General features: G+C 74.1%; 24 protein-coding genes. 14 read left to right on the forward strand and 10 right to left on the reverse strand.

Annotated elements, in window-relative coordinates; translation table 11 throughout:
- Window position 1 precedes the first annotated feature (1 nt).
- Together IAG43_RS29820 and IAG43_RS29825 are read left to right on the forward strand one after the other, a co-directional pair.
- Complete coding sequence (locus IAG43_RS29820) at window positions 2-1735, forward strand: sodium/solute symporter (RefSeq protein WP_187743762.1); 1734 nt, start codon at window positions 2-4, stop codon at window positions 1733-1735.
- A complete protein-coding gene (locus tag IAG43_RS29825; RefSeq protein ID WP_187743763.1) occupies window positions 1732-2952 on the forward strand; it encodes a sensor histidine kinase in 1221 nt (406 codons plus the stop codon). The genes IAG43_RS29820 and IAG43_RS29825 overlap by 4 nt, the downstream gene beginning before the upstream one ends.
- Before the next feature lie 15 nt (window positions 2953-2967).
- On the opposite strand, the gene IAG43_RS29830 is transcribed toward IAG43_RS29825, so the two are convergent.
- Together IAG43_RS29830 and IAG43_RS29835 are read right to left on the reverse strand one after the other, a co-directional pair.
- Window positions 2968-3468: a hypothetical protein gene (locus IAG43_RS29830; protein WP_187743764.1), complete on the reverse strand. Its 501-nt coding sequence runs from the start codon at window positions 3466-3468 to the stop codon at window positions 2968-2970.
- A gap of 83 nt (window positions 3469-3551) precedes the next feature.
- Entirely contained in the window at window positions 3552-4169 is a 618-nt protein-coding gene (locus IAG43_RS29835) for a sigma-70 family RNA polymerase sigma factor (RefSeq protein ID WP_187743765.1), read from the reverse strand.
- 556 nt (window positions 4170-4725) lie between these two features.
- On the opposite strand from IAG43_RS29835, the gene IAG43_RS29840 reads away from it, so the two are divergent.
- Window positions 4726-5940 carry a CapA family protein gene (locus IAG43_RS29840; RefSeq protein WP_187743766.1) on the forward strand — a complete coding sequence of 405 codons (1215 nt, stop codon included), beginning with the start codon at window positions 4726-4728 and terminating at the stop codon, window positions 5938-5940.
- Window positions 5941-5950: 10 nt separating this feature from the next.
- On the opposite strand, the gene IAG43_RS29845 is transcribed toward IAG43_RS29840, so the two are convergent.
- Window positions 5951-6415: a universal stress protein gene (locus tag IAG43_RS29845; protein WP_187743767.1), complete on the reverse strand. Its 465-nt coding sequence runs from the start codon at window positions 6413-6415 to the stop codon at window positions 5951-5953.
- 136 nt (window positions 6416-6551) lie between these two features.
- Between IAG43_RS29845 and IAG43_RS29850 the strand changes: the two genes are divergently transcribed.
- A complete protein-coding gene (locus IAG43_RS29850) occupies window positions 6552-7406 on the forward strand; it encodes a polysaccharide deacetylase family protein (protein WP_187743768.1) in 855 nt (284 codons plus the stop codon).
- Window positions 7407-7487: 81 nt separating this feature from the next.
- Here the strand turns inward: IAG43_RS29850 and IAG43_RS29855 are convergent, their stop codons facing one another.
- A complete protein-coding gene (locus IAG43_RS29855; RefSeq protein WP_187743769.1) occupies window positions 7488-8159 on the reverse strand; it encodes a class F sortase in 672 nt (223 codons plus the stop codon).
- Window positions 8160-8448: 289 nt separating this feature from the next.
- Here IAG43_RS29855 and IAG43_RS29860 point away from each other — a divergent pair, with 289 nt between their 5' ends.
- Complete coding sequence (locus IAG43_RS29860; protein WP_187743770.1) at window positions 8449-8946, forward strand: hypothetical protein; 498 nt, start codon at window positions 8449-8451, stop codon at window positions 8944-8946.
- Between the two features lie 101 nt (window positions 8947-9047).
- On the opposite strand, the gene IAG43_RS29865 is transcribed toward IAG43_RS29860, so the two are convergent.
- Both IAG43_RS29865 and IAG43_RS29870 read right to left on the reverse strand, forming a co-directional pair.
- Window positions 9048-9569 carry a hypothetical protein gene (locus tag IAG43_RS29865; RefSeq protein WP_187743771.1) on the reverse strand — a complete coding sequence of 174 codons (522 nt, stop codon included), beginning with the start codon at window positions 9567-9569 and terminating at the stop codon, window positions 9048-9050.
- A gap of 172 nt (window positions 9570-9741) precedes the next feature.
- Window positions 9742-10260: a MarR family winged helix-turn-helix transcriptional regulator gene (locus tag IAG43_RS29870; protein ID WP_187743772.1), complete on the reverse strand. Its 519-nt coding sequence runs from the start codon at window positions 10258-10260 to the stop codon at window positions 9742-9744.
- Between the two features lie 121 nt (window positions 10261-10381).
- Here IAG43_RS29870 and pip point away from each other — a divergent pair, with 121 nt between their 5' ends.
- The 4 genes from pip to IAG43_RS29890 all read left to right on the forward strand — a co-directional run bounded on the left by pip (window position 10382) and on the right by IAG43_RS29890 (window position 15810).
- The gene (gene pip / locus IAG43_RS29875; RefSeq protein WP_187743773.1) at window positions 10382-11371 is read left to right on the forward strand and encodes a prolyl aminopeptidase; all 990 of its coding nucleotides are present in this window, start codon (window positions 10382-10384) and stop codon (window positions 11369-11371) included.
- 197 nt (window positions 11372-11568) lie between these two features.
- Window positions 11569-12543, forward strand: coding sequence for an SCO0930 family lipoprotein (locus tag IAG43_RS29880; RefSeq protein WP_187743774.1), 975 nt, complete (start codon window positions 11569-11571; stop codon window positions 12541-12543).
- Between the two features lie 295 nt (window positions 12544-12838).
- Window positions 12839-13651 (forward strand): SAM-dependent methyltransferase, encoded by an 813-nt coding sequence (locus IAG43_RS29885; RefSeq protein WP_187743775.1) that lies wholly within the window; start codon window positions 12839-12841, stop codon window positions 13649-13651.
- Window positions 13648-15810, forward strand: a complete 2163-nt coding sequence (locus IAG43_RS29890; protein WP_187743776.1) for a putative bifunctional diguanylate cyclase/phosphodiesterase — start codon at window positions 13648-13650, stop codon at window positions 15808-15810. Before IAG43_RS29885 ends, IAG43_RS29890 begins: the two co-directional genes overlap by 4 nt.
- A gap of 266 nt (window positions 15811-16076) precedes the next feature.
- On the opposite strand, the gene IAG43_RS29895 is transcribed toward IAG43_RS29890, so the two are convergent.
- Window positions 16077-16955: a LysR family transcriptional regulator gene (locus IAG43_RS29895; protein ID WP_187743777.1), complete on the reverse strand. Its 879-nt coding sequence runs from the start codon at window positions 16953-16955 to the stop codon at window positions 16077-16079.
- 96 nt (window positions 16956-17051) lie between these two features.
- Here IAG43_RS29895 and IAG43_RS29900 point away from each other — a divergent pair, with 96 nt between their 5' ends.
- From IAG43_RS29900 to IAG43_RS29910, 3 genes are read left to right on the forward strand one after another with little or no spacing between them, the layout of a single operon-like run.
- The gene (locus IAG43_RS29900) at window positions 17052-17759 is read left to right on the forward strand and encodes a succinate dehydrogenase (RefSeq protein WP_187743778.1); all 708 of its coding nucleotides are present in this window, start codon (window positions 17052-17054) and stop codon (window positions 17757-17759) included.
- 2 nt (window positions 17760-17761) lie between these two features.
- Window positions 17762-19702, forward strand: coding sequence for a fumarate reductase/succinate dehydrogenase flavoprotein subunit (locus tag IAG43_RS29905; RefSeq protein ID WP_187743779.1), 1941 nt, complete (start codon window positions 17762-17764; stop codon window positions 19700-19702).
- A complete protein-coding gene (locus IAG43_RS29910; RefSeq protein WP_187743780.1) occupies window positions 19699-20445 on the forward strand; it encodes a succinate dehydrogenase/fumarate reductase iron-sulfur subunit in 747 nt (248 codons plus the stop codon). Before IAG43_RS29905 ends, IAG43_RS29910 begins: the two co-directional genes overlap by 4 nt.
- 42 nt (window positions 20446-20487) lie before the next feature.
- On the opposite strand, the gene IAG43_RS29915 is transcribed toward IAG43_RS29910, so the two are convergent.
- Together IAG43_RS29915 and IAG43_RS29920 are read right to left on the reverse strand one after the other, a co-directional pair.
- A complete protein-coding gene (locus IAG43_RS29915; protein WP_187743781.1) occupies window positions 20488-22938 on the reverse strand; it encodes an ATP-binding cassette domain-containing protein in 2451 nt (816 codons plus the stop codon).
- A gap of 11 nt (window positions 22939-22949) precedes the next feature.
- Entirely contained in the window at window positions 22950-23984 is a 1035-nt protein-coding gene (locus IAG43_RS29920) for an MsnO8 family LLM class oxidoreductase (RefSeq protein WP_187743782.1), read from the reverse strand.
- Between the two features lie 277 nt (window positions 23985-24261).
- Between IAG43_RS29920 and IAG43_RS29925 the strand changes: the two genes are divergently transcribed.
- Window positions 24262-25203 (forward strand): GNAT family N-acetyltransferase, encoded by a 942-nt coding sequence (locus tag IAG43_RS29925; RefSeq protein WP_187743783.1) that lies wholly within the window; start codon window positions 24262-24264, stop codon window positions 25201-25203.
- 108 nt (window positions 25204-25311) lie between these two features.
- Window positions 25312-25785, forward strand: a complete 474-nt coding sequence (locus IAG43_RS29930; RefSeq protein WP_187743784.1) for a carboxymuconolactone decarboxylase family protein — start codon at window positions 25312-25314, stop codon at window positions 25783-25785.
- A 63-nt stretch (window positions 25786-25848) separates the two neighbouring features.
- Here IAG43_RS29930 and IAG43_RS29935 read toward each other — a convergent pair whose 3' ends face one another.
- A complete protein-coding gene (locus IAG43_RS29935) occupies window positions 25849-26931 on the reverse strand; it encodes an aldose epimerase family protein (protein WP_187743785.1) in 1083 nt (360 codons plus the stop codon).
- Between the last annotated feature and the right edge of the window lie 40 nt (window positions 26932-26971).

Below are 26971 nucleotides of genomic sequence, written 5' to 3' on the forward strand. Positions count from 1 at the left end.
CGTGAACCAGACCTACGCGGTGGCCGCCGTCACCGCCGTGGTCCTCGCCACCGTCCTGATCGGCGCGCTGGGGCTGCGCATATCCCGCACCACCTCCGACTTCTACGTGGCCTCCCGCACGGTGGGGCCGGGGCTGAACGCGGCGGCCATCAGCGGCGAGTACCTCTCCGCCGCCTCCTTCCTCGGCATCGCCGGGCTGCTGCTGCTCCAGGGACCGGACATGCTGTGGTACCCCGTGGGGTACACGGCCGGCTACCTGGTCCTGCTGGTGCTCGTCGCCGCTCCGCTGCGCCGTTCCGGGGCGTACACGCTCTCCGACTTCGCCGAGGCCCGGCTGGAGTCCGCGGTGGTGCGCCGGCTGGCGAGCCTCTTCGTCGTCGGGATCGGCTGGCTCTACCTGCTGCCCCAGCTCCAGGGCGCCGGGCTGACCCTGGAGATCCTCACCGGCGCCCCGGACTGGCTGGGGTCGCTGGTGGTGGCCGTGGTGGTCATCGGGGCGGTCGCGGCGGGCGGGATGCGCAGCATCACCTTCGTCCAGGCGTTCCAGTACTGGCTGAAGCTGACCGCCCTGCTGGTGCCGGCGCTGTTCCTGGTGGCCGCGTGGGCCGGTGACGACGCCCCGCGTGCCCGGTTCGACGCGCCCGCCGTGCTGCGCGAGCACACCGACATCCGGGTCGGCGACACCGTACGCGTCGATCTCGGCGCCCCGCTGACGGTGACGGTCACCGGCACCGTCGACGGCGAGCGGCACCGCGGCGACCGCGTCACCCTCGCCCCGGGCACCCACCGGATCGAGGCGGGCACCGAGCTCGGTCTGCCGAAGGGGGCCCCGGTACCGGAGCGGACGGTGTCGGGCACGGACCCGGTCAGCTGGTCGCAGCCGCTGTCCGGGGGGCGGGACGGCTACCAGCTGTACGCGACGTACGGACTGATCCTGGCGACATTCCTCGGCACGATGGGGCTGCCCCATGTCGCGGTCCGCTTCTACACCAGCCCCAACGGACGGGCGGCCCGGCGGACCACGCTCGTGGTGCTGGGACTGATCGGCGCATTCTACCTGCTGCCCCCGGTCTACGGAGCGCTGGGGCGGGTGTACGCGCCGGAGCTCGCGCTCACCGGCGCGGCGGACGCGGCGGTCCTGGTGCTGCCGGAGCGGGTGATCGGGGGCCTGGCGGGGGAACTGCTGGGCGCTCTGCTCGCGGGCGGGGCGTTCGCGGCGTTCCTGTCGACGGCCTCCGGACTGACGATGTCGGTGGCCGGGGTGATCACCCAGGACGTGCTGCCATCGCGCGGGGTGCGGCACTTCCGGCTGGCGACCCTGGTGGCCATGACGGTCCCGCTGTGCCTGTCCGTGGTGACCAGCAACGTGCCGGTCGCCGACGCCGTCGGGCTGGCGTTCGCCGTGTCGGCCTCCTCGTTCTGCCCGCTGCTGGTGCTCGGCATCTGGTGGCGGCGGCTGACGCCCCCCGGCGCGGCGGCCGGACTGGTGGCCGGCGGCGGGGCGGCGCTGACGGCCGTGATGGCGACCCGGGCGGGACTGCCCCCCGAGGGCTGGGCACACACGCTGATGGCGTGGCCCGCCGTCTGGTCGGTGCCGCTGGGCTTCCTGACCATGGTGACCGTGTCGCTGGCCACCCCCCGCCACATACCCGCGGGGGCGGCGGCGATCCTCGCCCGGCTGCACCTCCCCGAGGACCTCGCCGGCAGACAGCAGACGGAAGGTGCGGAGCGATGACGGGCATGGAGGCGGCGGCGCTCGCCGCCGCGGGCGCGGTGCTGCTCGCCGTCGGGTTCGCGGCGGGCAGGGGCACCGCGCGGCGGGGCGCCAAGGCGGACCTCGACCTCGGCACACCGGTCGAACGCGCCACCTTCCACACCCTGCACACGGCATCGCTGGCGGCGCCGCCGCTGCGGGCGGGGCTCACCGAGGACACGGCCCGCAAGGCCGCCCGCAGGCTGCGGTCGCTGCTCGGCACGGAGGCCCTGTGCCTGACCGACCGGGAGCGGGTGCTCGCCTGGGACGGTCCGGGCGGCGACCACCACCGGGAGCAGGTGATGGTCCGGGTCGCCGAAGTGCTCGGGTCCGGGCGCAGCCAGAGCGTGCGCTCGGAGTGCGCGGACCTGGAGTGCCCGCTGCGCTGGTTCGTGATCGCCCCGCTCAGCGGTGAGGAGGGGGTGCTCGGCACCCTCGTCGCCTACGGCTCGCGGGAGTCGGCGGTCCTGGTGCGGGCGGCGACCGAGGTCGCCCGGTGGGTGTCGGTGCAGCTGGAGCTGGCCGAGCTGGACCGCTCGCGCACCCGGCTGATCGAGGCGGAGATCCGTGCCCTGCGGGCCCAGATCTCGCCGCACTTCATCTTCAACTCACTGGCGGCCATCGCCTCGTTCGTGCGCACCGATCCGGAACGCGCCCGGGACCTGCTGCTGGAGTTCGCCGACTTCACCCGGTACTCGTTCCGCCGGCACGGCGATTTCACCACCCTCGCCGACGAACTGCGCTGCATCGAGCAGTACCTGGCCCTGGCCGGGGCGCGGTTCGGCGACCGGCTGAAGGTCACCCTCCAGGTGGCGCCCGAGGTGCTGCCGGTGACGCTGCCATTCCTGTGTCTGCAACCGCTGGTCGAGAACGCGGTCAAGCACGGGCTGGAGGACTCGCGCGCCGAGTGCCGGGTCACCATCGCCGCCCGGGACGCGGGCGCCGAGGCCGTCGTGACCATCGAGGACGACGGCGTCGGCATGGACCCCGAGGTGCTGCGCGCGATCCTGGCCGGCCGGGGGCCCACGGCATCGGGCATCGGGCTGCTCAACGTCGACGAGCGGCTGCGCCAGGTCTACGGGGACGACCACGGGCTGGTGATCGAGACGGCCGCGGGCGCCGGGATGAAGATCACCGTCCGCGTGCCCAAGTACCGGGCGGGCGTGCACTCGTCGTCCGGCCGGCGGGTCGTCGGCTGAGCCGTCCGGCGGCGCTCACCAGAGGCGGACGGCCAGGTGGCCGAGCGGCAGGCCCAGCTCCCAGGCGGGCGTCCACGCCCTGCGGCTCTCGTCGACGCTGCCGGGGCGCGGGCGGGAGGGGTGCCACGGTTCGAGGTCGCCGAGGTCCGTGGCGTACACGTGGGTGGTGCGCAGCCAGTGCCAGGTTGCCGTCGCGAGTGCCAGGTCGGGGTCGGGGCCGCCGTGCCGCTCCCGGGCGGCGAGCCGGTCGCCGACCCAGTCGGGCCAGGGCCGCCCGGCGGCGGTGAGGGAGAGCCACTCGTCGGTGTCCGGCGCGCCTCCGGCGGCGAACGTTCCGGCGGCGGCGCCGTCGCCCAGGTGGACGGTGAGGGCGAGGACGCGCTGTCCCGCGCGGAACTCCAGGGAGCCCGGGGGCACCAGCCCGCCGGTGCGCAGGATCACGTCCGCCGTGTACTCGGCGCACAGCCAGGACATCGGGACGGCCAGCCCCGCCCCTCCGGTGCTCTCGGGCCGCATGCCTTCCCCCACCTTCGACGTCGGTTCTCCGGGTCTCGTGCACGAGCCTCCACCGTCTGCGACGGCCCGGGGCCCCGAATGGCTCAACTGCGGCGTGACGTTCGGCATACGGAGGCGCCGAGGCCGTGCCCGGTGGGGGAGTCGCGTACGACCGTGGTCCGCGGGGCGGGTGGGACGGGCCGCCTGCTGTAGCCGGGCAGGCCGCGGGCGAGCGCCCGCAGCGCGTAGTGGGAGCGCGACTTCACGGTGCCGGGCGGGATGCCGAGCGCCTCGGCGGCCTCGTTGACGCTCAGGCCGTGGAAGTAGATCTTCACCAGTACGGCGCGGTGCTCGGGGCTGAGGGAGCCGACGGCGGCCCGTACGTCGAGTGCGGCGACGGCGCTCTCGGTGCGGTCCGCCGGGTCGGGGGTGGTGGCGAGGACGCCGTCGCCGATCTCGGCGGGGCGGGCGAGCCGGGAGCGCCGGGCGTCGATGGCGAGGCGGCGGCCGACGGTGAACAGCCACGGCCGCATGGACTCGTAGGGGGCGTCGAACGCCTCGGGGTGCTGCCACGCGCGCACCAGCGTCTCCTGGAGCAGGTCCTCGGCGCGCTGCTGGTCCCCGTACGTCAGGCCGAGCAGGAAACTCAGCAGCGCGGGCCCGTGCTCGCGCTGGAGTTCCGCCATGGCCCTCTCGTCGGTGGTCGCGGTCGCCGTCGCCATTGCCAACACCCCTTCACCCGTAGGTCGCCGTCACGTGGCGTATACGAACGCATCGGGCGGCGCCGCGACAGACGCCGTACCGGGGTCGTCGGCGAACGGTCGCACCGGGCGGTGAGTGGTGCGGTGAACGGTCGGCCGGGGTGCCGGACCGGTGGCCGTGCGGCGGGCGGTCGCACCGTCCGGCGCCCGCGGCCGCCTCGCGGCCGGTTGTGCCGCGCGCTCCGGCCTCCGGCCTCCGACGGGCCGCGGTCGGGGAGGCGGGGCGGCCTTCCGGGGTCCGGTGTCTCCCGGCCCCCGCCCGGTCGTGCGGTCCGGGATCTCCGGACGTGCCGCGCCTCCCGGCCCCGGCACCCGGCAGGCCGCTGTCCGGGACCCCGGGCCCCGGTCAGCCGCCGCCCGTCAGGCGCGGTCGCCGGGCGGTGGCGGCCCGTGGGAGCGGTGCCGAGGGCGGCCGTTGCAGCGACCCGGCGGTGGCGTCGCTTGACTCGTCCGGGCCGCCCCTGTCTCGTCGGCAGTCCGATATGCCGTAAATAAGATAATTCGGAGGCTGGTTGCGATGCCCTCGACCCCACCCCGCCCGCGCGGCCGCCGCCCCGGCCGCACCGCGCTCGCCTGCGCCGCCCTCGCCGCCTTGGCCTGTGCCGCCGGCTGCGCGGCCGACCCCGCCCGGCCGCGGACGGCGCCCCCCGCCGGACAGGCCCCCTCCGCGGCCGGGGGCGCCCGTGCCGCCGAGCGCCCCTTCACCCTGGCCGCCAGCGGCGACGTCCTCCCGCACGCGTCCGTGATCCAACAGGCCGCCGCCGACGCGGGCGGCACCGGACACGACTTCCGCCCCATGCTCGCCGGAGTCGCCCCGGTCGTCTCCGCCGCCGACCTGGCCATCTGCCACATGGAGACCGTGTACGGCGAGAACGGCGACTACAGCGGCTACCCCTCCTTCAAGTCCCCGCCCGAGATCGCCCGCGCCCTCGCCGACACCGGCTACGACTCCTGCTCCACGGCCTCCAACCACACCCTCGACGACGGCGCGCCCGGCATCGCCCGCACCCTCGACGCCCTCGACCGTGCCGGCGTCGCCCACGCCGGGTCCGCCCGCACCGAGCAGGAGGCCGGCCGGCCCGCCCGGCTCACGGCCGGCGGCGCCGAGGTGGCCCAGCTCGCCTACACCTACGGCACCAACGACATCCCGCTGCCCGAGGACCGCCCGTGGAGCGTGGCGCTCATCGACCGTCAGCGGATCGTCGACGACGCCCGCGCCGCCCGCCGGGCGGGTGCCGACGTCGTCGTGGTCAGCCTCCACTGGGGCACCGAATGGCAGACCGCCCCCGACGGCCGGCAGCTCGCCCTCGCCCGCGAACTGACCGCCTCCGCGACCGGCGGCCGCCCGGACATCGACCTCATCCTCGGCACCCACGCCCACGTCCCCCAGGCGTACGAGAAGGTGAACGGCACCTGGGTCGTCTACGGCATGGGCGACCAGATCGCCGGCGCGATGATCAACTACGAGGGCGTCCACGACCCTCGCGGCAACCATGGCTCCATCGCCCGGTTCACCTTCTCCCCGCCCGCGACGCCCGGGGAGCGCTGGGAGGTCACCCGCGCCGAGTACGTCCCGCAGTGGATGGACACCGTCGCGGGCCGGGTCGTCAACCTGGCCGACGCCGTCGCGAAGGGCTCCGCCCGGCCGGAGCACCACACCGCGCTGGCCGCCGTCACCGCGGCGGTCCTCGGCCGCGGCGCGGCCGGGGACGGCCTGGTCATGGGCCGCTGAGCCCACGGGGTCAGGGCACGACCGTCACCGGCCAGCGGCCCGCCTTGACCAGGCGGACCGCGACCGACCCGACGATCCGGTGCCCCGCCGACTCCGACGCGCCCACCACCACGGCGTCCGCCTTCAGTTCGTCGGCCGCGGTGACCAGTCCCGTGTACGGGTCACCGCGGAAGGTGTGGAACTCCCACCGCACGTCCCAGACGCCGCGCAGCCTCTCGGCGGCCGCACGGATCTCGGCGGCCAGCCCCTCGGCGATCTCCTCGGTGGTGCCGGCCACCGGTACCCCGAGCGCCGCACCCGCCGGCATCACCGGCTGCACGTACACGATCGCCAGCAGCGCCCCCTGACGGCGGGCGAGCCCGCCGGCGTAAGCGGCTGCCCGCAGCGACGAGTCCGACCCGTCCACTCCGGCGACGATCACCTTCGGCCCGTCCGTGCCGCGTTCGAACCCCTGGGACGGCTGTCGCTGAGTCACGCCTTCGAGGCTAACCGCCCGGCCGGCGGACCGGCCGTCCGGGCCGCCGCCCCGCCCCTTGCGCCAGCCGGGTTGAATCCGCCGCCTCCCCGTGTCGGTCGTGCGTGCGGGGCGACGGCCGTGCGAGCAGTGGGCCATGGAAAAGGATCAGCCACTCGTTCCGCGCCGCTCCGTACTGCGTGTCGCCGCCGCCCTCTCCGGCGCCGCGGTCCTGGGAGGTCTGCTGGCCACCGAACGCTCGGGCATGCCCGAGCGTGCCGCGCCCGGCGGCAGACCCGGGGCGGCACCCCCGGCCAGGGGCCCCGAGGCCGCCGCCCGCCCTCAGCAGGCATCCGCCTACCGCCTGCAGCCCATGACCGCGCAGGCGCCCCTCGCCCGGCGCGCCCTGCCGCCGGTCCGCACCCGTCCGCTCCTGGAGCTGCCCGGCGAGGGCCGGACCATGGTCCTCACCTTCGACGACGGACCCGATCCGCGCTACACCCCCGCCGTTCTCGAGACACTGCGCGCCCACGGCGTGCCCGCCATGTTCTTCGTCTGCGGGGAGATGGCCCGGTACCACCCCGACCTGCTGCGCGAGATGGCCGACGGCGGGCATCTGATCGGCAACCACACCTGGTCCCACCCGCTCGTGCCGGGACTCGCCCCGTCCGCGATCCGCCGCGAACTGGGCCGCACCAGCGACATCGTCGAGAAGACGGTCGGCGCGGCACCGCGCTGGTACCGCGCCCCGTACGGGGCCTGGAACAAGCACTCCTTCGAGATCGGCGCCGAACTCGGCATGGAGCCGCTCGCCTGGACCGTGGACACCCTGGACTGGACGGAGCCCGGCACCGGCACGATCGTCCGCCGGGTCATGGACGGCGCCGCCCCCGGCGTGGTGGTGCTCTCCCACGACGCCGGGGGCGACCGCTCCCAGAGCGTCGCCGCGCTGCGCCGCTACCTCCCGCGCCTCGTCGACGCCGGCTACCGCATCACCGTCCCCCGCGTCTGAGGCCCCCGCCCCCGGTCCGTACGTCATGTCCGGAGCCCCCGCGGCACCGCCGCGGGGGCTCCGGACATGACGTACGGCGGGTCAGCGCGTCTTGACCATCCGCGCGAAGACGACGACGTTGCCGTCGTAGCCGTCCGCCTTGGTGTAGCCGCCGCCGCAGGTGATCACCCGCAGCTCCGGCTGGCCGGTGTCGCCGTAGACCCGCACCCCCGGGAAGTCGTGCTTGGAGAAGACCTCCACGCCGTAGACCTCGAAGACCGCTACCCGGCCGTCGAGGCGGGGCACCTCGACGAGCTGGCCCTTCTTCACCGAACCGAGGCCGTAGAAGACGGCGGGGCCCGCCTGGTTGTCGACATGGCCCACGATCACGGCGGTGCCGCGCTGGCCGGGGGCGACGCCGTTCTGGAACCAGCCCGCGAGATTCGGGTCCTGCGGCGGCGGCGCCGCGATCCAGCCCTTGTCGTCGAGCCCGACGTCCATGATCGGGGCGTCGACGTCGATGGACGGCAGCCGCACCGTGGCCGGGGGCGCGTACGGCAGCGGTTCGAGCGGCACCGGCAGGAACGTCTCCCCGGTGTGGCTGCCGAGGGACGCCGCCGCGGCGGGCTGCGGCGGACCGAGCCCGACGTCGACGCCGTTCTTCATGAGCGCGATCCCGCTGAGCATGACGAGCGCCAGCACGCCCCAGGGCGAGCGCCGTCCCCGCTCCCTGCCGAAGGTGTCCCGGCTCGTGGTTCTCCCCTTAATGCGCATGCAGGCACGCTAAGCACGCGCGCCCGGGGCGGCGATCAGGGAAGGGCGAACGGGTGGCGGGGCCAGTCGGGGTGACCCATCCGAGTAACGAGCGGATAAATACATCTGACGGTCTGTGACCTGCGACTCCGTCAGGTCGGGGCGGCGCGGCGCGGCGTGTCGCCTCACCGGGGTGGCCCAAGCCCGAAATGCGAGGGATGCCACCCTCGGTGATGGTTCCTGGTGGAAGGCGTCCTCGTCGAATATCCCGGAGCGCCGCTTCGGAGCGTCTTCCGCTGGAGGTTCAACGATGCGTGCTACCCGCGCTCTCGCGGTGACCGCGACCGCCTTCGCGGCCGTCGGGCTCTGCGCTCCACTGGCCGCCGCCGGCGGTGGGGACGGCCCGAGGAACGTCCAAGTCAGCCCCTCCTCGGTCTTCCCCGGAGGCACCCTGACGATCACTGCCGACGGATGCCGCCGCGGTGGCACCGTCAGCTCGAACGCCTTCCCCGACGCCACGCTCTCCCCGCGGGGCGACCGTGGCGGCGAGTCCACCGCCACCGCCCGGGTCCGCAACAACGCCGCGCCCGGCAGCTACCACCTGACGGTCCGGTGCAACGACAGCTCGCAGACCGCGAGCGCCTCGTTCACCGTGCTTCCCGCCCGGGGCGCCCAGGGCGGCCTCGGCGGGTCGATCGGACCCACCAGCACCGAGATGGCCATCGGTGCGGGTCTGGTCGCCACCGCCGCGGTGGGCGGCAGCGTCTTCATCGCACGCCGCCGCCGCACCGTCAGCGGCCAGGTCTGACCGGCCGAACCTCCCGGTCGGCCTGCTGCCCGTCGCCCCGAGTCCTGGACCAGGACTCGGGGCGACGGGCTGTCCGGGCGGGGCGGCGCGGTCTGCTCGCATCAGTGGCGGCGGTCGGCCGAGCGCCGGCGCAGGACCAGGACGGTGGCCGTGGCCGCAGCCGCGACCATCGCGCCGCCCGCCGCGATCTCCGCCGTGTTCATGCCGTCGATGCTGCCGCCCTCGCCGCCGCGCACACCGGACGGGGCGATGGTGGCGGCGGGCCGGGTGGAACTGGCGGTGGGCGTGGCGGAGCCGCCCGCGATCCGCAGGTCCAGGGTGCCGATCCGCCCGATGCAGTTGAACTGGACGGAGTAGACGGCGCCCGGCCGGGCGTCCCAGTCGACGACGGCCGTGGCGGCGCCGTTCTGGGGGATGGTCACGGTGTCGAAGACGCCGGACGTCACGGTGGTCGTGCTCGGGCAGCCGCCGGCGGTCAGGGTCACACGGCCGCCCGCCGACACCGTCGACGGTGTCACGGAGAAGTCGTACGGCGTGTTGTTGACGGCGAACGCGGCGGTGGGAGCGGTCAGGGCGAGTGCGGCCGCTCCGAGAGCGGCGGATGCGGCACGTATCGCACGCATGGTCGGACCTCCGGGTCCCCGAGGAGCAGCTGCGGAACCGTTTCCGCACAGATCGGGGAGTGCTCCTCGATCACCGAAACGCTATGAGCGCCCCCATCGGCCCGCGATCGGTGTAGGGCAATCGGGTCACGCCGCCGGTCCTCCGGGGTGACATGGCGGGCGTGTCGGAGGGTCAGGGGGCGGGCCGGATGAGATGGGGGGCCGCCTCCGCGATGCGTTCGCGCAGCGGGCGGCGTTCCAGTGCGTCCAGGGTTTCGGAGACCAGTGCGCTGAGCGGGTACGAGAGCTCCGCCTCGAGGGCCGCCGCCGCGGCCGCGGTGGCCTCCCATTCGGCGTCGAGCGCGGGCAGCAGGCCGCGTGCCCGTGCCGTCAGTGCGGCGATGCGCTGCCGGGCGTCCCGGCCGGGGGCGACGGTGACGAGCCCTTCGCGGTCCAGCCGGGCGACGGTCTGGCTGGCCGCCGAGTGGGTCACGCCCGTCGCGGCTGCCAGGTCCCGCACCGAGCTCGGTCCCCGGGCGGCGAGCGCGCGCAGGTACGGGACCCAGTGGGGGCGGACGCCGGTGAGGCCCAGGTCCGCGTGGACCGATGCCACGTCGGCGTCGAGCAGGCTCAGCAGCAGGCGCAGGCGGGTGCCGAGGAGTTCGGGGCCCGGCCCGGCGGCGGAGGAGGCGGCGGAGGCGGTCGGAGACATCCGTGAAATATAACAGCACTGTTGTATTGTCGGGCGTCCACCGCCGCAGGGGGCGTCCACCGGGGCGTCGTGCGCGCCGGACGGGCGGCGCGCGGCGGCGGGCGAGGAGAGGGGACACGTCATGGCAGAGCTGTATCCGCCCATCGAGCCGTACGACGAAGGGATGCTGGACGTCGGCGACGGGAACCGGGTGCACTGGGAGGTGTCCGGCAACCCGCGCGGCACACCCGCCCTCGTCGTGCACGGCGGCCCCGGCTCCGGCTGCGTCCCCGGCATGCGGCGGTACTTCGACCCGACGGCGTACCGCATCGTCCTCTTCGACCAGCGCGGCTGCGGCCGCAGCACGCCGCACGCGTCCGACCCGGGCGCCGCCATGGGCGCCAACACGACGCACCACCTCCTCGCCGACATGGAGCGCCTGCGCGAATTCCTCGGCGTCCGGCGGTGGGTGCTCCACGGCGGGTCCTGGGGGTCGACGCTGCTGCTCGCGTACGCGCAGCGGCACCCGGATCGGGTGGCCGGCATCGTGGTCAACGGGGTGACCACCACCCGGCGGTCGGAGATCGACTGGCTCTACCGGGGCGTCGGACGCTTCTTCCCCGAGCAGTGGCACCGCTTCCGCGCAGGGGTGCCGGAGGCTGCGGGGCCCGGCGACGTGGTCGCCGCCTACGCCCGCCGCATGGAGAGTCCCGACCCTGCGGTGCGAGAGCAGGCGGCCGCCGACTGGTGCCGCTGGGAGGACGCCGTCCTGTCGCTGGAGCCGCACGGGGCGCCCGACGTCTACAGCGGACGGCCCGACGACGCGCGGATCGCGCTCGTGCGCATCGCCGCCCACTACTTCGCACACGGCGCCTGGCTCGACGAGGGGGCGCTGCTGGACGGCGCCGGGCGACTGGACGGAATTCCGGGAGTCCTCTTCCACGGGCGGCTCGACCTGAGCTCCCCCCTGGACACGGCCTGGGAACTGTCCCGCTCCTGGCGCGGCGCCGAACTCGTCGTCGTGGACGACGCGGGGCACAAGGGGAGCGACGAACTGCGCACGCGGGTCCGGGAAGCGCTGGACGGCCTGCGCGGCATCGACGGCGGACGCCCTGCGGACGGCCGGGGATGAGTTGAGATCCGGCCAATTCGCGGCGCCGCGTTCAGGGGCGAATTGGCCCGGTGTCAAAGGTATTTCGACCATTCGCGTCCGCGACCGGAAAGATTCTTCTCCCGCTGTTGAACACCCGCCGCCCCCGCGTCCGTACCTAGGGCCATGAACGGCGCCGGGCGGCGCCGCACCGGGCTGGAAGAACTACGGGAGTGGACATGAACACCTGGCGGAACGCCTCGCTCGCGGTGACCGCGGCGGCCGTACTCGCGCTGACGACGGCGTGCGGTCAGGACCAGGGCACCACGACCCCCAACGGTCAGGCCGTCGGCGCCGCGAACCCCGCGGCCCCCGGCGACGGCGGCTACGGGGCGGACGCGGGCTACGGCTCCGCGGGGGGCGGTGCGGCGGCCGAGGCCAAGCCCGCCGGCCAGCTGGCCGTCTGGGACAGCAAGGAGCTGGGCGAGGTCGTCACGGACAGCGCGGGCTTCACCCTCTACCGCTTCGACAAGGACACCGCCAAGCCGCCGAAGTCCAGTTGCGAAGGCGACTGCGCGAAGACCTGGCCCGTGGTGGCCGCCGGCGGTGCCACCGCGGCCCCCGGCGTCGACCCCTCCCTGATCGGCGAGGTGACCAGGGCCGACGGATCGAAGCAGCTCACCATCGGCGGCTGGCCGATGTACCGCTACGCCAAGGACACCAAGGCGGGCGACGCCAACGGCCAGGGCGTGGGCGGCACCTGGTACGCCTCGGCGCCGGACGGGAAGAAGGCCCAGCCGGGCGGCGGCGAGGAGGCCGCCGGAGGGGAGGCCGGGGGTGAGGAGGCCGACCTCGCCGGGCTCTCGGTGCGCAAGGACCCCAAGCTCGGCGACATCGTCGTGGACCGGAACGGCATGACCGTCTACCGCTTCATGAAGGACTCCGCCTGGCCCATGAAGACGGCCTGCACCGGCGCCTGCCTGGAGAAGTGGCCCGTCGTCGAACCCGTCGAGAAGAACGACACGGCCGGCATCCTGAAGAAGGGCTTCGTCACCTTCGACCGCCCCGACGGCATCGCCCAGCAGACCATCGACTGCTGGCCCATCTACACCTTCTCCGGGGACGCCAAGCCCGGCGACACCAACGGCCAGGGCGTCGGCGGCACCTGGTACGCCGTCTCCCCGGAGGGCAAGCCGGTCGGAGCACCCAAGTAGTCCCCACGCAGCTCCGGCCCGCGCCCGGTCCGTCGCACACCCCCGGTGTGCCGGCGGGCCGGGCGCATGTGCGTCCCACAGGTACCGGCGTCCGGTGACGAACGGTCATGACGCGTGCGCATGACGTCTCGATATGACGACTTCCCGCCGCCCCGCCCGTGACCACGTCGTGTGACCAAGAACGGACCGCTAATTTCCGTTTGGACTCGCCCTCTTGGCGGGCGATCAGTAGCCTCGGCTCGAACACTGGCCATGGACATGGCCGACCCTCCGTGGCGACTTGTTGGAGACATCGATGGAGCGTCCCGCCTGGGCACCGCATGGCATCGACATATCGGTGCCGAGCGTTTCCCGCATGTACGACTACTACCTGGGCGGTTCGCACAATTTCGAGGTCGACCGGGAAGCCGCCCGCAAGGCGATGCAGTTCATGCCGGGCCTGCCGAAGATCATGCAGGCGAACCGGGCGTTCATGCGACGCGCGGTGAATTACGCCGCCGGCCGGGGAATCACGCAGTTCCTCGACGTCGGTTCCGGCATTCCCACCTTCGGCAACGTCCACGAAGTGGCCCGCCGGGCCGTGCCGGACGCCCGCGTCGTCTACGTCGACCACGACCCCGTCGCCGTCGCCCACAGCCGCAGCCTGCTGGAGGGCGACGACCGGTCCGCCGTGCTCGCCGCGGACCTGCGAAAGCCCAACCAGATCCTCGACAGCGCCGAAGTACGGGACCTGCTCGACCTGGACCGCCCGGTGGCCCTGCTCCTCGTCGCCGTCCTGCACTTCCTCCAGGACGGCGACGACCCGTACGCGGCCGTTGCCGCCCTGCGCGACGAACTCGCCCCCGGCAGCCTGCTGATCCTGACCCACGCCTCCTACGAGGGCGTCCCGGTGACCCCCGAGGCGGCCGGCGGAGCGGTCGGTGTGTACCGGGACATCCGCCAGCCGCTGGCCATGCGGGGCCGCGAGGAGATCTCGGCGTTCTTCGAGGGGTTCGAGATGACCGAGCCCGGTCTCGTGCCCATGCCCCACTGGCGGCCCGACGGGCCCGCCGACCAGGAGGACCCATACGCGTTCTCCGGTTACGCAGGGGTGGGGCACAAGGCGTGAGGCCCGACGCGCAGGCCGCCGTCTCCGCGGAGGAGCCGGACGCCCTGGAGGACCGCCTGAGGCGATTCGCGACCATCTGGAGCCGGGCGATCTTCCCCGTCACCGCCACGTCGCTGACCCGGCCGGAATTCGAACAGCATCTGCTGCCCGTGGCCCGCGAGCTCCACCAGGAGCTCCACGCCCGGCCGTTCACCCCGCAGCCGGCCCAGCGGGTGGGCGCCGCCCTCGTCGACGCCCACTGCACCGACCCCGAGGCGCTGAGCCGCACCCTCGGCGTCATCGACTCCTATCTCGTCCTGTACTGCGGCGACCCCGCGCAGAGCGCCGACGAGAGCCGTGCCCGCTGCGCACGGCTCCAGCACGCCGTCGCCGCCGGCTTCGCGCACGCACTGCGTGAGCGGACCCTCGCCGAGCAGGAGGCCATCGCCCGCTCCTCGCTCATGGCCCGCAGCGACGCGCTCCAGGCCATGCACGACACCGAGGTCCGCTTCCGGGCCGTCTTCGAGGGCGCGGCGATCGGCATCGCCATCGCGGACCTCGACGGCAACGTCCTGGAGGTCAACGACACCCTGACCCGGATGTTCGGCGGCCTGGAACACCACGTCCGCGGACGCCGGATGAGCGACTGGGCGCACCCCGAGGACCGCCCCCAGGTGTGGGACCTCTACCGGGAACTGGTGAGCGGCCGGCGCGAGGAGTACCGGACCGAGAAGCCGTTCTACCGCAACGACGGCACGGTGCTGTGGACCAACCTCACCGTCTCCCTGCTGCGCGACGCCGAGGGCGAGCCGCAGTACCAGCTCGCGCTGATGGAGGACACCACCGAACGCCGGCTGCTCAATCTGCGGCTGCGCTACGAGGCCACCCACGACGCCCTCACCGGGCTGCCCAACCGGACGCTGTTCTTCGAGCGCCTGGAGAAGGCGGTCACGGCCGGGGAGGGCGCCCGCTTCGGGCTCTGCTACCTCGACCTCGACGGCTTCAAGGCCATCAACGACAGCCTCGGCCACGCCACCGGCGACCGGCTCCTCGTCGAAGTCGCCGACCGGCTCCAGAGCTGCGCGACCGCACCGGGCGAGATGGTCGCACGGCTCGGCGGCGACGAGTTCGTGGCGCTGACGACCGGCCCGGACACCGAACGGGAGGCCGACGAACTCGCCTCCCGCATCCTCGGCTCGCTCGCTTCACCGATCAACGTCGACGGCCGCGAGTTCACCGTCCGCGGCAGCATCGGCATCGTCGAGGGCCCGGCGGGCGAACGGACCAGCGCCGAGGTGCTGCGCAGCGCCGACATCACCATGTACCGGGCCAAGTCCGCGGGCGGCAACCGCTTCGAGCTCGCCGACCCGGAGGCGGACGCCCGCGCGATCACCCGGCACGGGCTCACCACCGCGCTGCCCGCCGCGCTGGAGCGCGGCGAGTTCTTCATCGAGTACCAGCCGCTCGTGCACCTCGGCGACGGAACGGTGCACGGGGCCGAGGCGCTGGTGCGCTGGTGCCATCCGCAGCACGGGGTCCTCGGACCAGACCGCTTCATCCCGCTCGCCGAACGCACGGGCCTGATCGTGCCGCTGGGCCGCTGGGTCCTCCAGGAGGCGGTGCGCCAGGCCCGCTTCTGGAGCAGGCGGCACGCGGACGGGGGGCCGCTGCGGATCAACGTCAACCTCTCGCCCGCGCAGCTCCAGCACCCGGGGCTGGTCGCGGACACCGTCGACGTGCTGGAGCGCTCCGGGCTGGAGCCGGGGGCGCTCTGCCTGGAGGTGACCGAGTCGGCGCTGATCGGCGCGGACGAGGACCTGCTCAAGCCGCTGCGCCAGCTGTCGGAGATGGGTGTGGACATCGCGCTCGACGACTTCGGCACCGGGTACTCGAACCTGGCGAACCTGCGGAGGCTGCCGGTGAGCGTGCTGAAGCTGGATCGTTCCTTCACGCAGGGGATGCAGCAGCATCCCTGCGACCCCGTGGACCTGAAGATCGTCGAGGGGATCGTGTCGCTCGCGCACAGTCTGGAGCTCGCGGTGACCGTGGAGGGCGTGGAGACGGGGGCGCAGGCGGAGCAGCTGCGCGAGCTGGGGTGCGACACGGCGCAGGGGTGGTACTACGCGCGGCCCGGTGCGCCGGACCGGATTCACGCGCTGGTGATGGCCGACGCGGTGTGAAGGTGTCCCGCTGGGGCGTTTGCGGGTGCCGGGGCGTGGGGGTCTCCGGGGCGGAGTGCCTCGTGGGGGTGCCGTGCCCCGGGGCGGGGGCTTCTGCGGGTGCGTGGCCCGTGCGCTGTCGGGAGCGGCGCCGTGGCGGGGGCTCTGCCCCCGGGCCCCCGCGCCTCAAACGCCGGCGGGGCTGGAACGAGGGCCTCCGGCCTTGAGCGGGCCGGGGCTGGAACGGGGGCCTCCGGAGGGGTGGGGAGCGGTTCCGGACCGGGGGGCTACGTCGCCGCCAGGAGGACCCGCTGGAGTTCGCGGGCCGCGCGGGGCGGGGCGACGTCGCTGCGGTGGGCCAGGGCGATGGTGCGGTGGAGTCCGGGGGAGGCGAGGGGGGTCGTGCGGAGGTCGCGGGCGGCTCCCTGGGCCACCATCGCCGGGACCACGGCCACCCCGAGGCCGGCGCGGACGAATCCGAGTACGGCGTCCATCTCGCCGCCGGCCACCGTGAACGACGGCTCGAAGCCCTCGGCGCGGCAGGCGGCGACCGTGAGGTCCCTCAGGTCGTAGCCGTGCCGGAACATCACCAGGGGCTCGTCGGCGAGGTCGGCGACGCGCAGGGGTGACGGCGGGGCGGGGGAGTCCGGTGAGGAGACCACCACCAGGTCCTCGCGCAGCAGCTCGACGGTGGTGAGGGCGGGGGACGGGGACGGCAGGGGGAGCACCACCAGGGCCAGGTCGAGCGCTCCGCGGGCCAGCTCGCGGACCAGGTCGTGCGAACCGGACTCCTCGATGATCAGCTCGATGCCCGGATGCCGGTCGTGGAAGGTGCGCAGCACCCGCGGCAGCAGTCCGGTGCACAGGCTCGGCGTGGCGCCGAGCCTGACCCGGCCGCGACGCAGCTGCGCCAGTTCCTGCACCTCGCGCCGGGCGGTCTCGGTGTCCGCGAGGATCCTGCGGGCCAGCGGGAGAAGGGCCTCGCCGGCGTCGGTGAGCGCGATGTTCCCGCGGGCCCGGCCGAAGAGGTCCGCGCCGAGTTCCTGCTCCAGGGCGCGGATCTGCTGGGAGAGCGACGGCTGGGAGACATGGACGCGCTCGGCGGCGCGGGTGAAGTGCCGGGTCTCGGCGACCGCGACGAAATACCGGAGCTGCTGGAGCTGCATGGATCCCACTCTACGACGCTCGATAGGCATGACCTATCGACGTGAGCCGGATCATGTCTTGGACCTCTGGTCGGGTGCGGGCCTACCGTCGGCGCCATGGCTCTGGACACGCGGACGGCGCGAAAACCGTCCATGACGCGCACCTTCTGGGGATCGACCCTCGGCAAGAAGACGGTCATGGCCGTCAGCGGGCTGATCATGCTCGGCTATCTGGTCGCCCACATGTTCGGCAACCTCAAGATCTTCTTCGGGCCGGAGGAGTTCAACGCCTACGGGCACTGGCTGCGGACCATGGGCGCCCCCGTGCTCCACTACTCCTGGGCGCTGTGGCTGGTGCGCATCGTGCTGCTGGCCGCCGTCGCGGGCCACGCGGTCAGCGCGTACCAGCTCAGCCGGCGCGACATCCGGGCCAGGCCCACGGCGTACGTCCACAAGCGGCCGCGGGCGAGCTACGCCACCCGCACCATGCGCTGGGGCGGCATCATCCTGACGCTGTTCATCGTCTGGCACATCCTCGACCTCACCACCGGCCACGCCCACCCGGGCGGCTTCCAGGAGGGCCACCCGTACCAGAACGTCGTGGACACCTTCTCCACCTGGTACGGCAACACGGTGTACATCGCGGCCGTGCTCGCCCTGGGACTCCACGTCCGGCACGGCTTCTGGAGCGCCGCCCAGACCCTCGGCGCCGGCAGCGCCGCCCGCGACCGGGCGCTGAAAACCCTCGCGAACCTGCTGGCCCTCGCGCTGACCGCCGGGTTCGTCTCCGTCCCCGTCGCCGTCATGACCGGATTGGTGAGCTGAACATGAGCTACCTCGACTACACGACCGGCGAACCCCTCGCCGACACCCGCGCACCCGCCGGGCCCGTCGCCGAACGCTGGGACACCCGGCGCTTCGAGGCGAAACTCGTCAACCCGGCCAACCGGCGCAAGCACACCGTGATCGTCGTCGGCACCGGCCTCGCCGGCGGCGCCGCGGGCGCCACCCTCGCCGAACAGGGCTACCACGTCGAGCAGTTCTGCTACCAGGACTCGCCGCGCCGCGCCCACTCCATCGCCGCGCAGGGCGGCATCAACGCCGCCAAGAACTACCGCAACGACGGCGACTCGATCCACCGGCTGTTCTACGACACCGTCAAGGGCGGCGACTTCCGGGCCCGCGAGTCCAACGTGCACCGCCTCGCGCAGATCTCCGTCGAGATCATCGACCAGTGCGTGGCCCAGGGCGTGCCGTTCGCCCGGGAGTACGGCGGTCTGCTCGACACCCGCTCCTTCGGCGGCGTCCAGGTCTCCCGCACCTTCTACGCCCGCGGCCAGACGGGCCAGCAGCTCCTCCTCGGCGCCTACCAGGCGCTCTCCCGGCAGATCGCCGCCGGCAGCGTCACCCTGCACGCCCGCACCGAGATGCTGGACCTCGTCGTGGCCGGCGGCCGCGCCCGCGGGATCGTCGCCCGCGACCTGGTGACCGGCGAGATCTCCACGTACACCGCCGACGCCGTCGTCCTCGCCACCGGCGGCTACGGCAACGTCTTCTACCTGTCGACGAACGCGATGAACTCCAACGCGACCGCGGTGTGGCGCGCCCACCGGCGCGGCGCGTACTTCGCCAACCCGTGCTTCACCCAGATCCACCCCACCTGCATCCCGCGCACCGGAGACCACCAGTCCAAGCTGACCCTGATGAGCGAGTCGCTGCGCAACGACGGCCGCATCTGGGTGCCGAAGGCGCACGGCGACGACCGGCCGCCGGCCGGGATCCCCGAGGACGAGCGCGACTACTACCTGGAGCGGATCTACCCCTCCTTCGGCAACCTGGTGCCCCGCGACATCGCCTCCCGCGCGGCGAAGAACGTCTGCGACGAGGGACGCGGCGTCGGCCCCGGCGGGCAGGGCGTCTACCTCGACTTCGCCGACGCGATCCGCCGGATGGGCCGGGAGAAGGTGGCCGAGAAGTACGGCAACCTCTTCGACATGTACGAGCGGATCACCGCGGAGGACCCGTACGAGGTCCCGATGCGGATCTACCCGGCCGTGCACTACACGATGGGCGGGCTGTGGGTCGACTACGACCTCCAGACCACCGTCCCCGGCCTGTTCGCCATCGGCGAGGCCAACTTCTCCGACCACGGCGCCAACCGGCTCGGCGCCTCCGCCCTGATGCAGGGCCTCGCCGACGGCTACTTCGTCCTGCCGTCGACGATCAACGACTACCTCGCACGCGGCGGCTTCGACCCCGTCGACGACGCGCACCCCGCCGTCACCGCGGCGGTCGCCGAGACCGAGGCACGGCTGGAGGCGCTGCTGGGCGCCGACGGCGACCGCACCCCCGACTCCTTCCACCGCGAGATCGGCGAGGTGATGTGGGAGCACTGCGGGATGGCCCGCACCGAGGAGGGCCTGCGCAAGGCCCTGGAGCGGATCCCGCAGATCCGCGAGGAGTTCTGGCGCCGCATCAAGGTGCCGGGAACCGGCGAGGAGTTCAACCAGTCGCTGGAGAAGGCCAACCGGATCGTCGACTACCTGGAGCTCGCCGAGCTCATGTGCCTCGACGCCCTGCACCGCGCCGAGTCCTGCGGCGGCCACTTCCGGGAGGAGTCGCAGACCCCCGACGGCGAGGCCGCCCGCGACGACGACGCCTTCGCCTACGTCGCCGCCTGGGAGTCCACCGGCAGCGGCGCCCCCGTCCTGCACAAGGAAGACCTCGTCTTCGAGTACGTCCACCCCACTCAGCGGAGCTACGCATGAAGCTCACCCTGCGCGTCTGGCGCCAGAAGAACGCCGACGCCACCGGCACCATGGCGACCTACGAGGTCGACGGCATCTCGTCGGACATGTCCTTCCTGGAGATGCTCGACACCCTCAACGAGGACCTCATCCTGCGCGGCGAGGACCCCGTCGCCTTCGACCACGACTGCCGCGAAGGCATCTGCGGCGCCTGCTCACTGGTCATCAACGGCGACGCCCACGGCCCCGAGCGCACCACCACCTGCCAGCTCCACATGCGCTCCTTCCGCGACGGCGACACCATCGACGTCGAACCGTGGCGGGCGTCCGCCTTCCCCGTCGTCAAGGACCTGGTGGTCGACCGCTCCGCCTTCGACCGGATCATCCAGGCCGGCGGCTACATCAGCGCCCCCACCGGATCGGCGCCCGAGGCGCACGCCACCCCCGTGCCCAAGCCGGACGCCGACTCCGCCTTCGAGCACGCCGAGTGCATCGGCTGCGGCGCGTGCGTGGCGGCCTGCCCCAACGGTTCGGCCATGCTCTTCACCTCGGCCAAGGTCAACCACCTGAACGTCCTGCCGCAGGGCGCGCCGGAACGCGAGACCCGGGTCCTCGACATGGTGGCCACCATGGACGACGAGGGCTTCGGCGGCTGCACCCTGACCGGGGAGTGCGCCACCGCCTGCCCGAAGGGCATCCCGCTGCCGTCGATCACCGCGATGAACCGGGAGTGGCTGCGGGCGGCCCGCAAATCCCGGCGCTGACACCTGCCCGCCGGCGGCCGGTCCGCGCGCGGGCCGGCCGCGTCACGGGGCGCCGAGGGCCCGGGCGAGATACGGACCGGTGGGGCCGGGCGTCGTGCGGGCGACCTCGGCGGGCGGGCCCGCGGCCACCACCCGGCCGCCCTCGTCCCCGCCGCCCGGCCCCATGTCGATCACCCAGTCCGCGCGGGCGGCCACGTCCATGTCGTGCTCGACGACGACCACCGTGTGCCCCGCGTCGACGAGCCCCCGCAACTGGCGCATCAGCACCTCCACATCGGCCGGATGCAGCCCGGTCGTCGGCTCGTCCAGCACGTACAGGGTGTGGCTGCCGCGCTCGCGCTGCAGCTCGCTCGCCAGCTTGATCCGCTGCGCCTCGCCGCCGGACAGCTCGGTCGCCGGCTGCCCGAGGCGCAGATAGCCGAGACCGACGTCCAGCAGGGCCGCGAGACTCCGCGAGGCGGCCCGGTCGCCGGCGAAGAACTCCGCCGCGGACTCCACCGTCAGCCCGAGGACGTCCGCGATCGTCAGCCCCCGCAGCCGGACCTCCAGCGTGGCCGGGTTGTACCGGGCGCCGCCGCAGTCCGGGCAGGGGGCGTACGTGGTCGGCAGGAAGAGCAGCTCCACCGAGACGAAGCCCTCGCCCTGACAGGTCTCGCACCGGCCGCCCTTGGTGTTGAACGAGAAGCGTCCGGCCTTCCAGCCGCGTGCCCGCGCGTCGTCGGTGGCGGCGAACAGCCTGCGCACCACGTCGAACAGCCCGGTGTAGGTCGCGAGATTGGAGCGGGGAGTACGCCCGATCGGCTTCTGATCGACCGTCACCAGCCCCTCCACACCCGGCAGTCCGGCGTCGACGGCGCCGACCAGCGTCGACTTGCCCGACCCCGACACCCCGGTGACCGCCGTGAGCACGCCCAGCGGCAGCCGGGTCGTCAGCCCGCGCAGATTGTGACGGGTGACGGGCCCGAGCCGTACCGTGCCGGACGGCTCGCGGGGCGCGCCCGCCGGGACGGCCTCCCGCGGGAAGAGGAACCGCCGGGTCTGCGACCCGGGCACACCGGCCAGCCCGTCGGGCGGCCCGCTGTACAGCACCCGCCCGCCGTGCTCACCCGCCAGCGGCCCCACGTCCACCAGCCAGTCGGCCCGCCGGACCACCTCCAGCTGGTGCTCGACGACGAAGACCGAGTTGCCGCCCGCCTTCAGCCGCTCCAGCACGACCAGCAGCGCCTCGGTGTCGGCCGGGTGGAGGCCCGCCGACGGCTCGTCGAGCACGTAGACCACCCCGAAGAGACCGGACCGCAGCTGGGTGGCGAGCCGCAGCCGCTGGAGCTCCCCGCTGGAGAGGGTCGGCGTCGGCCGGTCGAGGCTGAGGTAGCCGAGCCCCAGCTCGGTCACCGTGGTGATGCGGGCCAGCAGGTCGGCGGTGAGGACGGCGGCGGTCGTCCCGCTGCCGGCGGCGGGTCCGCCGCGGCCGCGCGACGCCGTGCCGCCGCCGCGGGGCACACCGGCCCCGCCCGCCCCCGCGTCCGGGCCGGCGGGCGTGCCCTCGGGGCCGCCCGGCGCGGCGCGCAGCAGGGCGGCCAGCTCGGTCAGCGGCATCGCCGCCGCCTCGGCGATCGTCCGGCCGGCGAAGGTCACGGCCAGCGCCTCGGGGCGCAGCCGTCCGCCGCCGCAGACCGGGCACGGCTCGCTGGTGAGGAACCGTTCGGCCCTGGCGCGCAGCGCCGTGCTCCTGGAATCGGCGAACGTGTGCAGCACATGCCGCCGGGCACCGGTGTACGTGCCCTCGTAGGGCCGCTGGATCCGGCCCGCCTCCCGCACCGGGTGCACCGTGACCACCGGCCGCTCGTCGGTGAACAGGATCCACTCCCGGTCCTTCGCCGGGAGTTCGCGCCACGGGCGGTCCACGTCGTACCCCAGGGCGTCCAGCACGTCGCGCAGGTTCTTGCCCTGCCACGCGCCCGGCCACGCCGCGATGGCGCCCTCGCGGATCGACAGCGAGGGATCGGGGACCAGCAGCTCCTCCGACGTGCCGTGCACCCGGCCGAGACCGTGGCAGCGCCGGCAGGCGCCGGCCGCGGTGTTCGGCGAGAACGCGTCCGAGTCCAGCCGCGGCGCGCCCTCGGGGTAGTCGCCCGCCCGCGAGTACAGCATGCGCAGCGAGTTGGAGAGCGTGGTGACCGTGCCGACCGACGAGCGCGAGCTTGGCGCGGAGCGGCGCTGCTCCAGCGAGACGGCGGGCGGCAGTCCGCTGATCCCGCCCACCGCCGGGGCCCCGACCTGGTGGATCAGCCGGCGCGCGTACGGGGCGACCGACTCGAAGTAGCGCCGCTGCGCCTCCGCGTAGACCGTGCCGAAGGCGAGCGAGGACTTCCCCGACCCGGAGATGCCGGTGAACACGACGAGCGCGTCACGGGGAATGTCGACGTCGACGCCGCGCAGATTGTGCTCACGGGCGCCGCGGACCCGCACAAAGCGGTCGTGAGGGCTGTCCATGGAGGGTCACCCTACGCGTCCGCGCTGGTCAGGGGCGTGAGGCCGGCCAGCGCGGCCAGCCGGCGCAGCGAGTCGAGCAGCGCGTCGCGCTCGTAGGTGCTCGTGGTCACCAGCACCTCGTCCGCCCCGCTCTCCGCGACGACCGCCGACAGCTCGTGCGCCACCTGCTCCGCCGTGCCCGCGACATGACCGCGCAGCCCCGACTCGTACAGATCGCGCTCCCGTGCGGTCATGGTGAGCGCCGCCACCCGCTCGGGCGGCAGCAGCGGCGGGAAGACGCCGTGGGTGCGGGAGTGCGCCATCGACCAGGCCTCCGGCACCAGCAGCCGCCGCGCCGCCGCCTCGGTCCCGGCCACCACCACCGTGCCCGCGACCACGACGTACGGCCGCTCGGCCCACGCCGAGGGCCGGAAGCCCTCCCGGTAGGCGTCCACCGCAGCCAGCAGCCGGTCCCGTCCGCGCAGATCTCCGATCACCAGCGGCAGCCCGGCCCGCGCGGCGACCGCCGCGCCCTCACCGGTCGCCAGCACGAACGGGGGCACCCGCAGCCCCTCCGCGGGGTACGCGTGGACCCCGGGGTGCTCCTCCGGCGCGCCGGTGAACCAGCCCAGCAGCTCGTCCAGTTGCCCGGCGAACCCGTCCGCGTCCTTCTTCTCGTGCCCGAGCGCCCGGCGGATGCCGTCGGTGAAGCCGACCGAGCGGCCGAGGCCCATGTCGATCCGCCCGGGGAAGAGCGACTCCAGCACCCCGAACTGCTCGGCCACCACCAGCGGGCGGTGGTTGGGGAGCATCACGCCGCCCGTCCCGACCCGGATGCGCGAGGTGGCCGCCGCGACCGCCGCGGCCAGCACCGTCGGCGCGGAGCCGGCGACCCCGGGCACGCCGTGGTGCTCCGACACCCAGAAACGGTGGTAGCCGAGCGCCTCCGCCTCGCGGGCCAGGCGCACGGTGTCGCGGAGCGCCCCGGCGGGGTCCGCGCCCTCACGGGTGCGGGAGCGGTCGAGGACGGACAGGCGGGCGGTTCCGATCACGGTGCTCACCTTCATTCCAACGCCCCGGCGCCGCGGGGATTCCCGAGCGGCCGGACGTCCCCGGGGTGCCTGCCGTTGCCTGGACCGCCCCCGGGCGCCTGCCGCCGCCTGGACGTCCGGGGACGCCTGCCGCCGGGGCGGCTGTGCGGGCGGGCGGTGTCCCGTGGAGCCGGGACCCCGGGCCGGGACCCCGGGCCGGGGGTCCGCCGGCGGGGACGGCCCCGCGGCCGCCGGGTGCGGCACGCGGGAAAACACCTGGTGGCAGCGGTGCGCCCGATGTGATCATGCGCCCATGCGATTTCGACCCGCCACAGCGGACCCGACAGACCTCGACCGCGCCCTCACCGACCCCGGCCCCGGCGACCCCGTGCCCGCGCTCGGTGCCGAGAAGATCCGCGAAGAGCTCGACGCCCACCGGTTCAGACCCGAGTGGACCTGGTTCGCCGAGGACGGCGACGGGCGGGTCGTGGGCCGCGCCCTGTGGTGGGGACGGGCCGACAGCGAGCGGCCCATCGCCCTCGACTGCCTCCGGATCGCCCCGGAGACGGCCGACCCGGCGGGCGTGGCGGCGGGGCTGCTGGCCGCGGGGCACGCGGCGTTCGGCACCGTCCCCGTCTACAACGCCTCCCTGCCGCGCGGATGGCGCGACGACGCGCCGCTCGCCGCCGCCGTGGAGTGGCGCCGCGAGGCGGGCGCACGCGCAGGGCTGGGCAACGTCATCGAGCGGCTGCGCTACGAGTGGACCCCGGCCGCCCCGCTGCCCGCGCCGCCGCGCCGGCTGACCTTCCGGGACGGCACGGACGAGGAGTTCCTGGAGGCGTTCGTCCGCCTCTCCGAGGGGAGCCTGGACCTCCACACCCGCAGCGAACTCCGCACGGCGGACGCCCGCGAGGTGGCCCGGGCCGACATGGACTTCTACCTCGACTGCCCCGGCGAGCGGTCCTGGTGGCGCCTGGCCCACCTCCCGGACGGCGGCCTGGCCGGCCTCGCCGTGCCCTCCGCGACCCCCTACCACCGCAACGTCGGCTATCTGGGCGTCGTCCCGGAGCACCGCGGTCAGGGGCTGATCGACGAGATCCTCGCCGAGATCACCCGCTTCCACGCGGCCGCGGGCGCCGACCGCGTCACCGCGACCACCGACACCGTGAACGTCCCGATGGCGGCCGCCTTCGACCGCGCGGGCTACGAGGTCACCGAGATCCGGCTCGTCCTGGAGCCCCCTGCCGCCGGCTGACCGGGAGGCGTCCGCGCAGGGAGACGCGGGTCACACGCGCACCCGTCACACCGGTCCGCTCCGCTCCGTCGAAGAGGTGACACAGCAACCGCGACGGAAGGACCCACCGTGGACGCCCGACCGAACCTCTTCGGCAGCCCGCTCGCCGGAACGTTCCTGAAGCACCTCGTCTCGGCCGGCAAGGCGCTCTCCGACTCCGCGCTCCCCCTGGAGGTGCAGGAACTGGTGAAGATCCGCGCCAGCCAGATCAACGGGTGCGGCCTCTGCCTCGACATCCACACCAAGGAGGCGGCGGCGGCCGGCGAGAGCGCGCTGCGCCTGAACCTGATCGCCGCCTGGCGGGAGGCCACCGTGTTCACCGGGGCCGAGCGCGCCGCGCTGGAGCTCACGGAGCAGGGCACCCGGATCGCCGACGCGGCGGGCGGCGTCCCGGACGAGGTGTGGGAGGCGGCGGCCCGGCACTATGACCGGGACCAGCTGCTCGCGCTGGTCTCCCTGATCGCCGTGATCAACTCCTTCAACCGGCTGAACGTGATCCTGGGGCAGACCGGAGGGGAGTACCGGGTGGGCCAGTTCGCCTGACGGGGCGGACCGCGGGAGGGGGCGGCCGGCCGGCCGTCCGCCCCCTCCCGCGGGCGGTCCGGGTCAGTCCGTGCGCCCGCCGAGGTGCGGGAAGCGGAACTCGGTGCGGCTGCGGAGGGTGTCGCCGCCGCGCAGCACCGCGCTCGGGTACTCCGGCCGGTTGGGCGCGTCGGGGAAGTGCTGCGTCTCCAGGCAGACCGCGGCGTGGCGTTCCAGCGGGCGGCCCGCCACGTCCTCCAGGGCGCCGTCGAGATGGTTGGCGGTGAAGACCTGCACCCCCGGCTCCGTCGTCCACACCTCCATGACGCGTGCGTCCCCCGGCGCGGCGAGACGGGCCGCACGGCGCAGGCCGTCGCCCTCCGCACCGGCCAGGACCCAGCAGTGGTCGAAGCCCCCGGCCCGGCGGACCTGCTCGTCCGCCGCGCCCACCCGCTCCCCGAGGAGCTTGGGGGAGGTCAGGTCGAACGCGGTGCCGGCCACACCGGCCGGAGCTCCGGCGAGCGGGATGCTCGACGCGTCGACCGGGAGATAGGCGGGGGCGTCCACCTGGAGCGTGTGGCCGAGGACGTCGCCGCCGCCCGCGAGGTTGAAGTAGGAGTGGTTGCACAGGTTCACCACCGTCGTCCGGTCCGCCGCCGCCGTGAACGCGCACGACAGGGTGCCCGCGGCGTCGAGGGTGTAGGTGACACAGACGTCCAGTGTGCCCGGGAAGCCCATGTCCCCGTCCGGGCTGCGCAGCGACAGGCGCACCCACGCCGTGTCCTCCCCGGAGCCGGCCGCCGCCTCCCACACCTTGGTGTGGAAGCCCTCCGGGCCGCCGTGGAGGGTGTGGCCGCGGTCGTTGAGCGGGAGTTCGTACGTCGTCCCGTCGAGGGTGAGCCGGCCGTCGGCGATGCGGTTGGCGTAGCGGCCGACGACGGCTCCGAAGTAGCCGCCGGCCTTGTCGTAGGCGTCGGCGGACGGCAGGCCCACGACCACGGACCGGACGTCGCCGTCCGTGTCGGGGACGCCGAGGGAGTGCAGCACGGCGCCGTAGGTGAGGATCTCGGCGTGCACGCCGCCGCCGGATTCCAGGCGCCACAGTGCGACGTCCTCGCCGCTCGGGGAGGTGCCGAACGGGCGCTGCTGGGCGGTGGGTCGGGACATGATCATTCCTCGGGGGGAAAGGGCTTTCACAGGACAGCGG

It is taken from the genome of Streptomyces genisteinicus (assembly GCF_014489615.1).
Classification (GTDB): domain Bacteria; phylum Actinomycetota; class Actinomycetes; order Streptomycetales; family Streptomycetaceae; genus Streptomyces; species Streptomyces genisteinicus.

Excerpts from the sequence above, each read along its gene's own strand:
- IAG43_RS29935 (WP_187743785.1), bottom strand. The coding sequence starts at position 26,931 with ATGTCCCGACCCACCGCCCAGCAGCGCCCGTTCGGCACCTCCCCGAGC.
- IAG43_RS29830 (WP_187743764.1), bottom strand. The coding sequence starts at position 3,468 with ATGCGGCCCGAGAGCACCGGAGGGGCGGGGCTGGCCGTCCCGATGTCC.
- IAG43_RS29850 (WP_187743768.1), top strand. The coding sequence starts at position 6,552 with ATGGAAAAGGATCAGCCACTCGTTCCGCGCCGCTCCGTACTGCGTGTC.
- IAG43_RS29895 (WP_187743777.1), bottom strand. The coding sequence starts at position 16,955 with ATGCAGCTCCAGCAGCTCCGGTATTTCGTCGCGGTCGCCGAGACCCGG.
- IAG43_RS29870 (WP_187743772.1), bottom strand. The coding sequence starts at position 10,260 with ATGTCTCCGACCGCCTCCGCCGCCTCCTCCGCCGCCGGGCCGGGCCCC.
- IAG43_RS29880 (WP_187743774.1), top strand. The coding sequence starts at position 11,569 with ATGAACACCTGGCGGAACGCCTCGCTCGCGGTGACCGCGGCGGCCGTA.
- IAG43_RS29840 (WP_187743766.1), top strand. The coding sequence starts at position 4,726 with ATGCCCTCGACCCCACCCCGCCCGCGCGGCCGCCGCCCCGGCCGCACC.
- IAG43_RS29925 (WP_187743783.1), top strand. The coding sequence starts at position 24,262 with ATGCGATTTCGACCCGCCACAGCGGACCCGACAGACCTCGACCGCGCC.
- pip (WP_187743773.1), top strand. The coding sequence starts at position 10,382 with ATGGCAGAGCTGTATCCGCCCATCGAGCCGTACGACGAAGGGATGCTG.
- IAG43_RS29855 (WP_187743769.1), bottom strand. The coding sequence starts at position 8,159 with ATGCGCATTAAGGGGAGAACCACGAGCCGGGACACCTTCGGCAGGGAG.
- IAG43_RS29900 (WP_187743778.1), top strand. The coding sequence starts at position 17,052 with ATGGCTCTGGACACGCGGACGGCGCGAAAACCGTCCATGACGCGCACC.
- IAG43_RS29860 (WP_187743770.1), top strand. The coding sequence starts at position 8,449 with ATGCGTGCTACCCGCGCTCTCGCGGTGACCGCGACCGCCTTCGCGGCC.
- IAG43_RS29915 (WP_187743781.1), bottom strand. The coding sequence starts at position 22,938 with ATGGACAGCCCTCACGACCGCTTTGTGCGGGTCCGCGGCGCCCGTGAG.
- IAG43_RS29920 (WP_187743782.1), bottom strand. The coding sequence starts at position 23,984 with ATGAAGGTGAGCACCGTGATCGGAACCGCCCGCCTGTCCGTCCTCGAC.
- IAG43_RS29905 (WP_187743779.1), top strand. The coding sequence starts at position 17,762 with ATGAGCTACCTCGACTACACGACCGGCGAACCCCTCGCCGACACCCGC.
- IAG43_RS29885 (WP_187743775.1), top strand. The coding sequence starts at position 12,839 with ATGGAGCGTCCCGCCTGGGCACCGCATGGCATCGACATATCGGTGCCG.
- IAG43_RS29835 (WP_187743765.1), bottom strand. The coding sequence starts at position 4,169 with ATGGCGACGGCGACCGCGACCACCGACGAGAGGGCCATGGCGGAACTC.
- IAG43_RS29865 (WP_187743771.1), bottom strand. The coding sequence starts at position 9,569 with ATGCGTGCGATACGTGCCGCATCCGCCGCTCTCGGAGCGGCCGCACTC.
- IAG43_RS29910 (WP_187743780.1), top strand. The coding sequence starts at position 19,699 with ATGAAGCTCACCCTGCGCGTCTGGCGCCAGAAGAACGCCGACGCCACC.
- IAG43_RS29825 (WP_187743763.1), top strand. The coding sequence starts at position 1,732 with ATGACGGGCATGGAGGCGGCGGCGCTCGCCGCCGCGGGCGCGGTGCTG.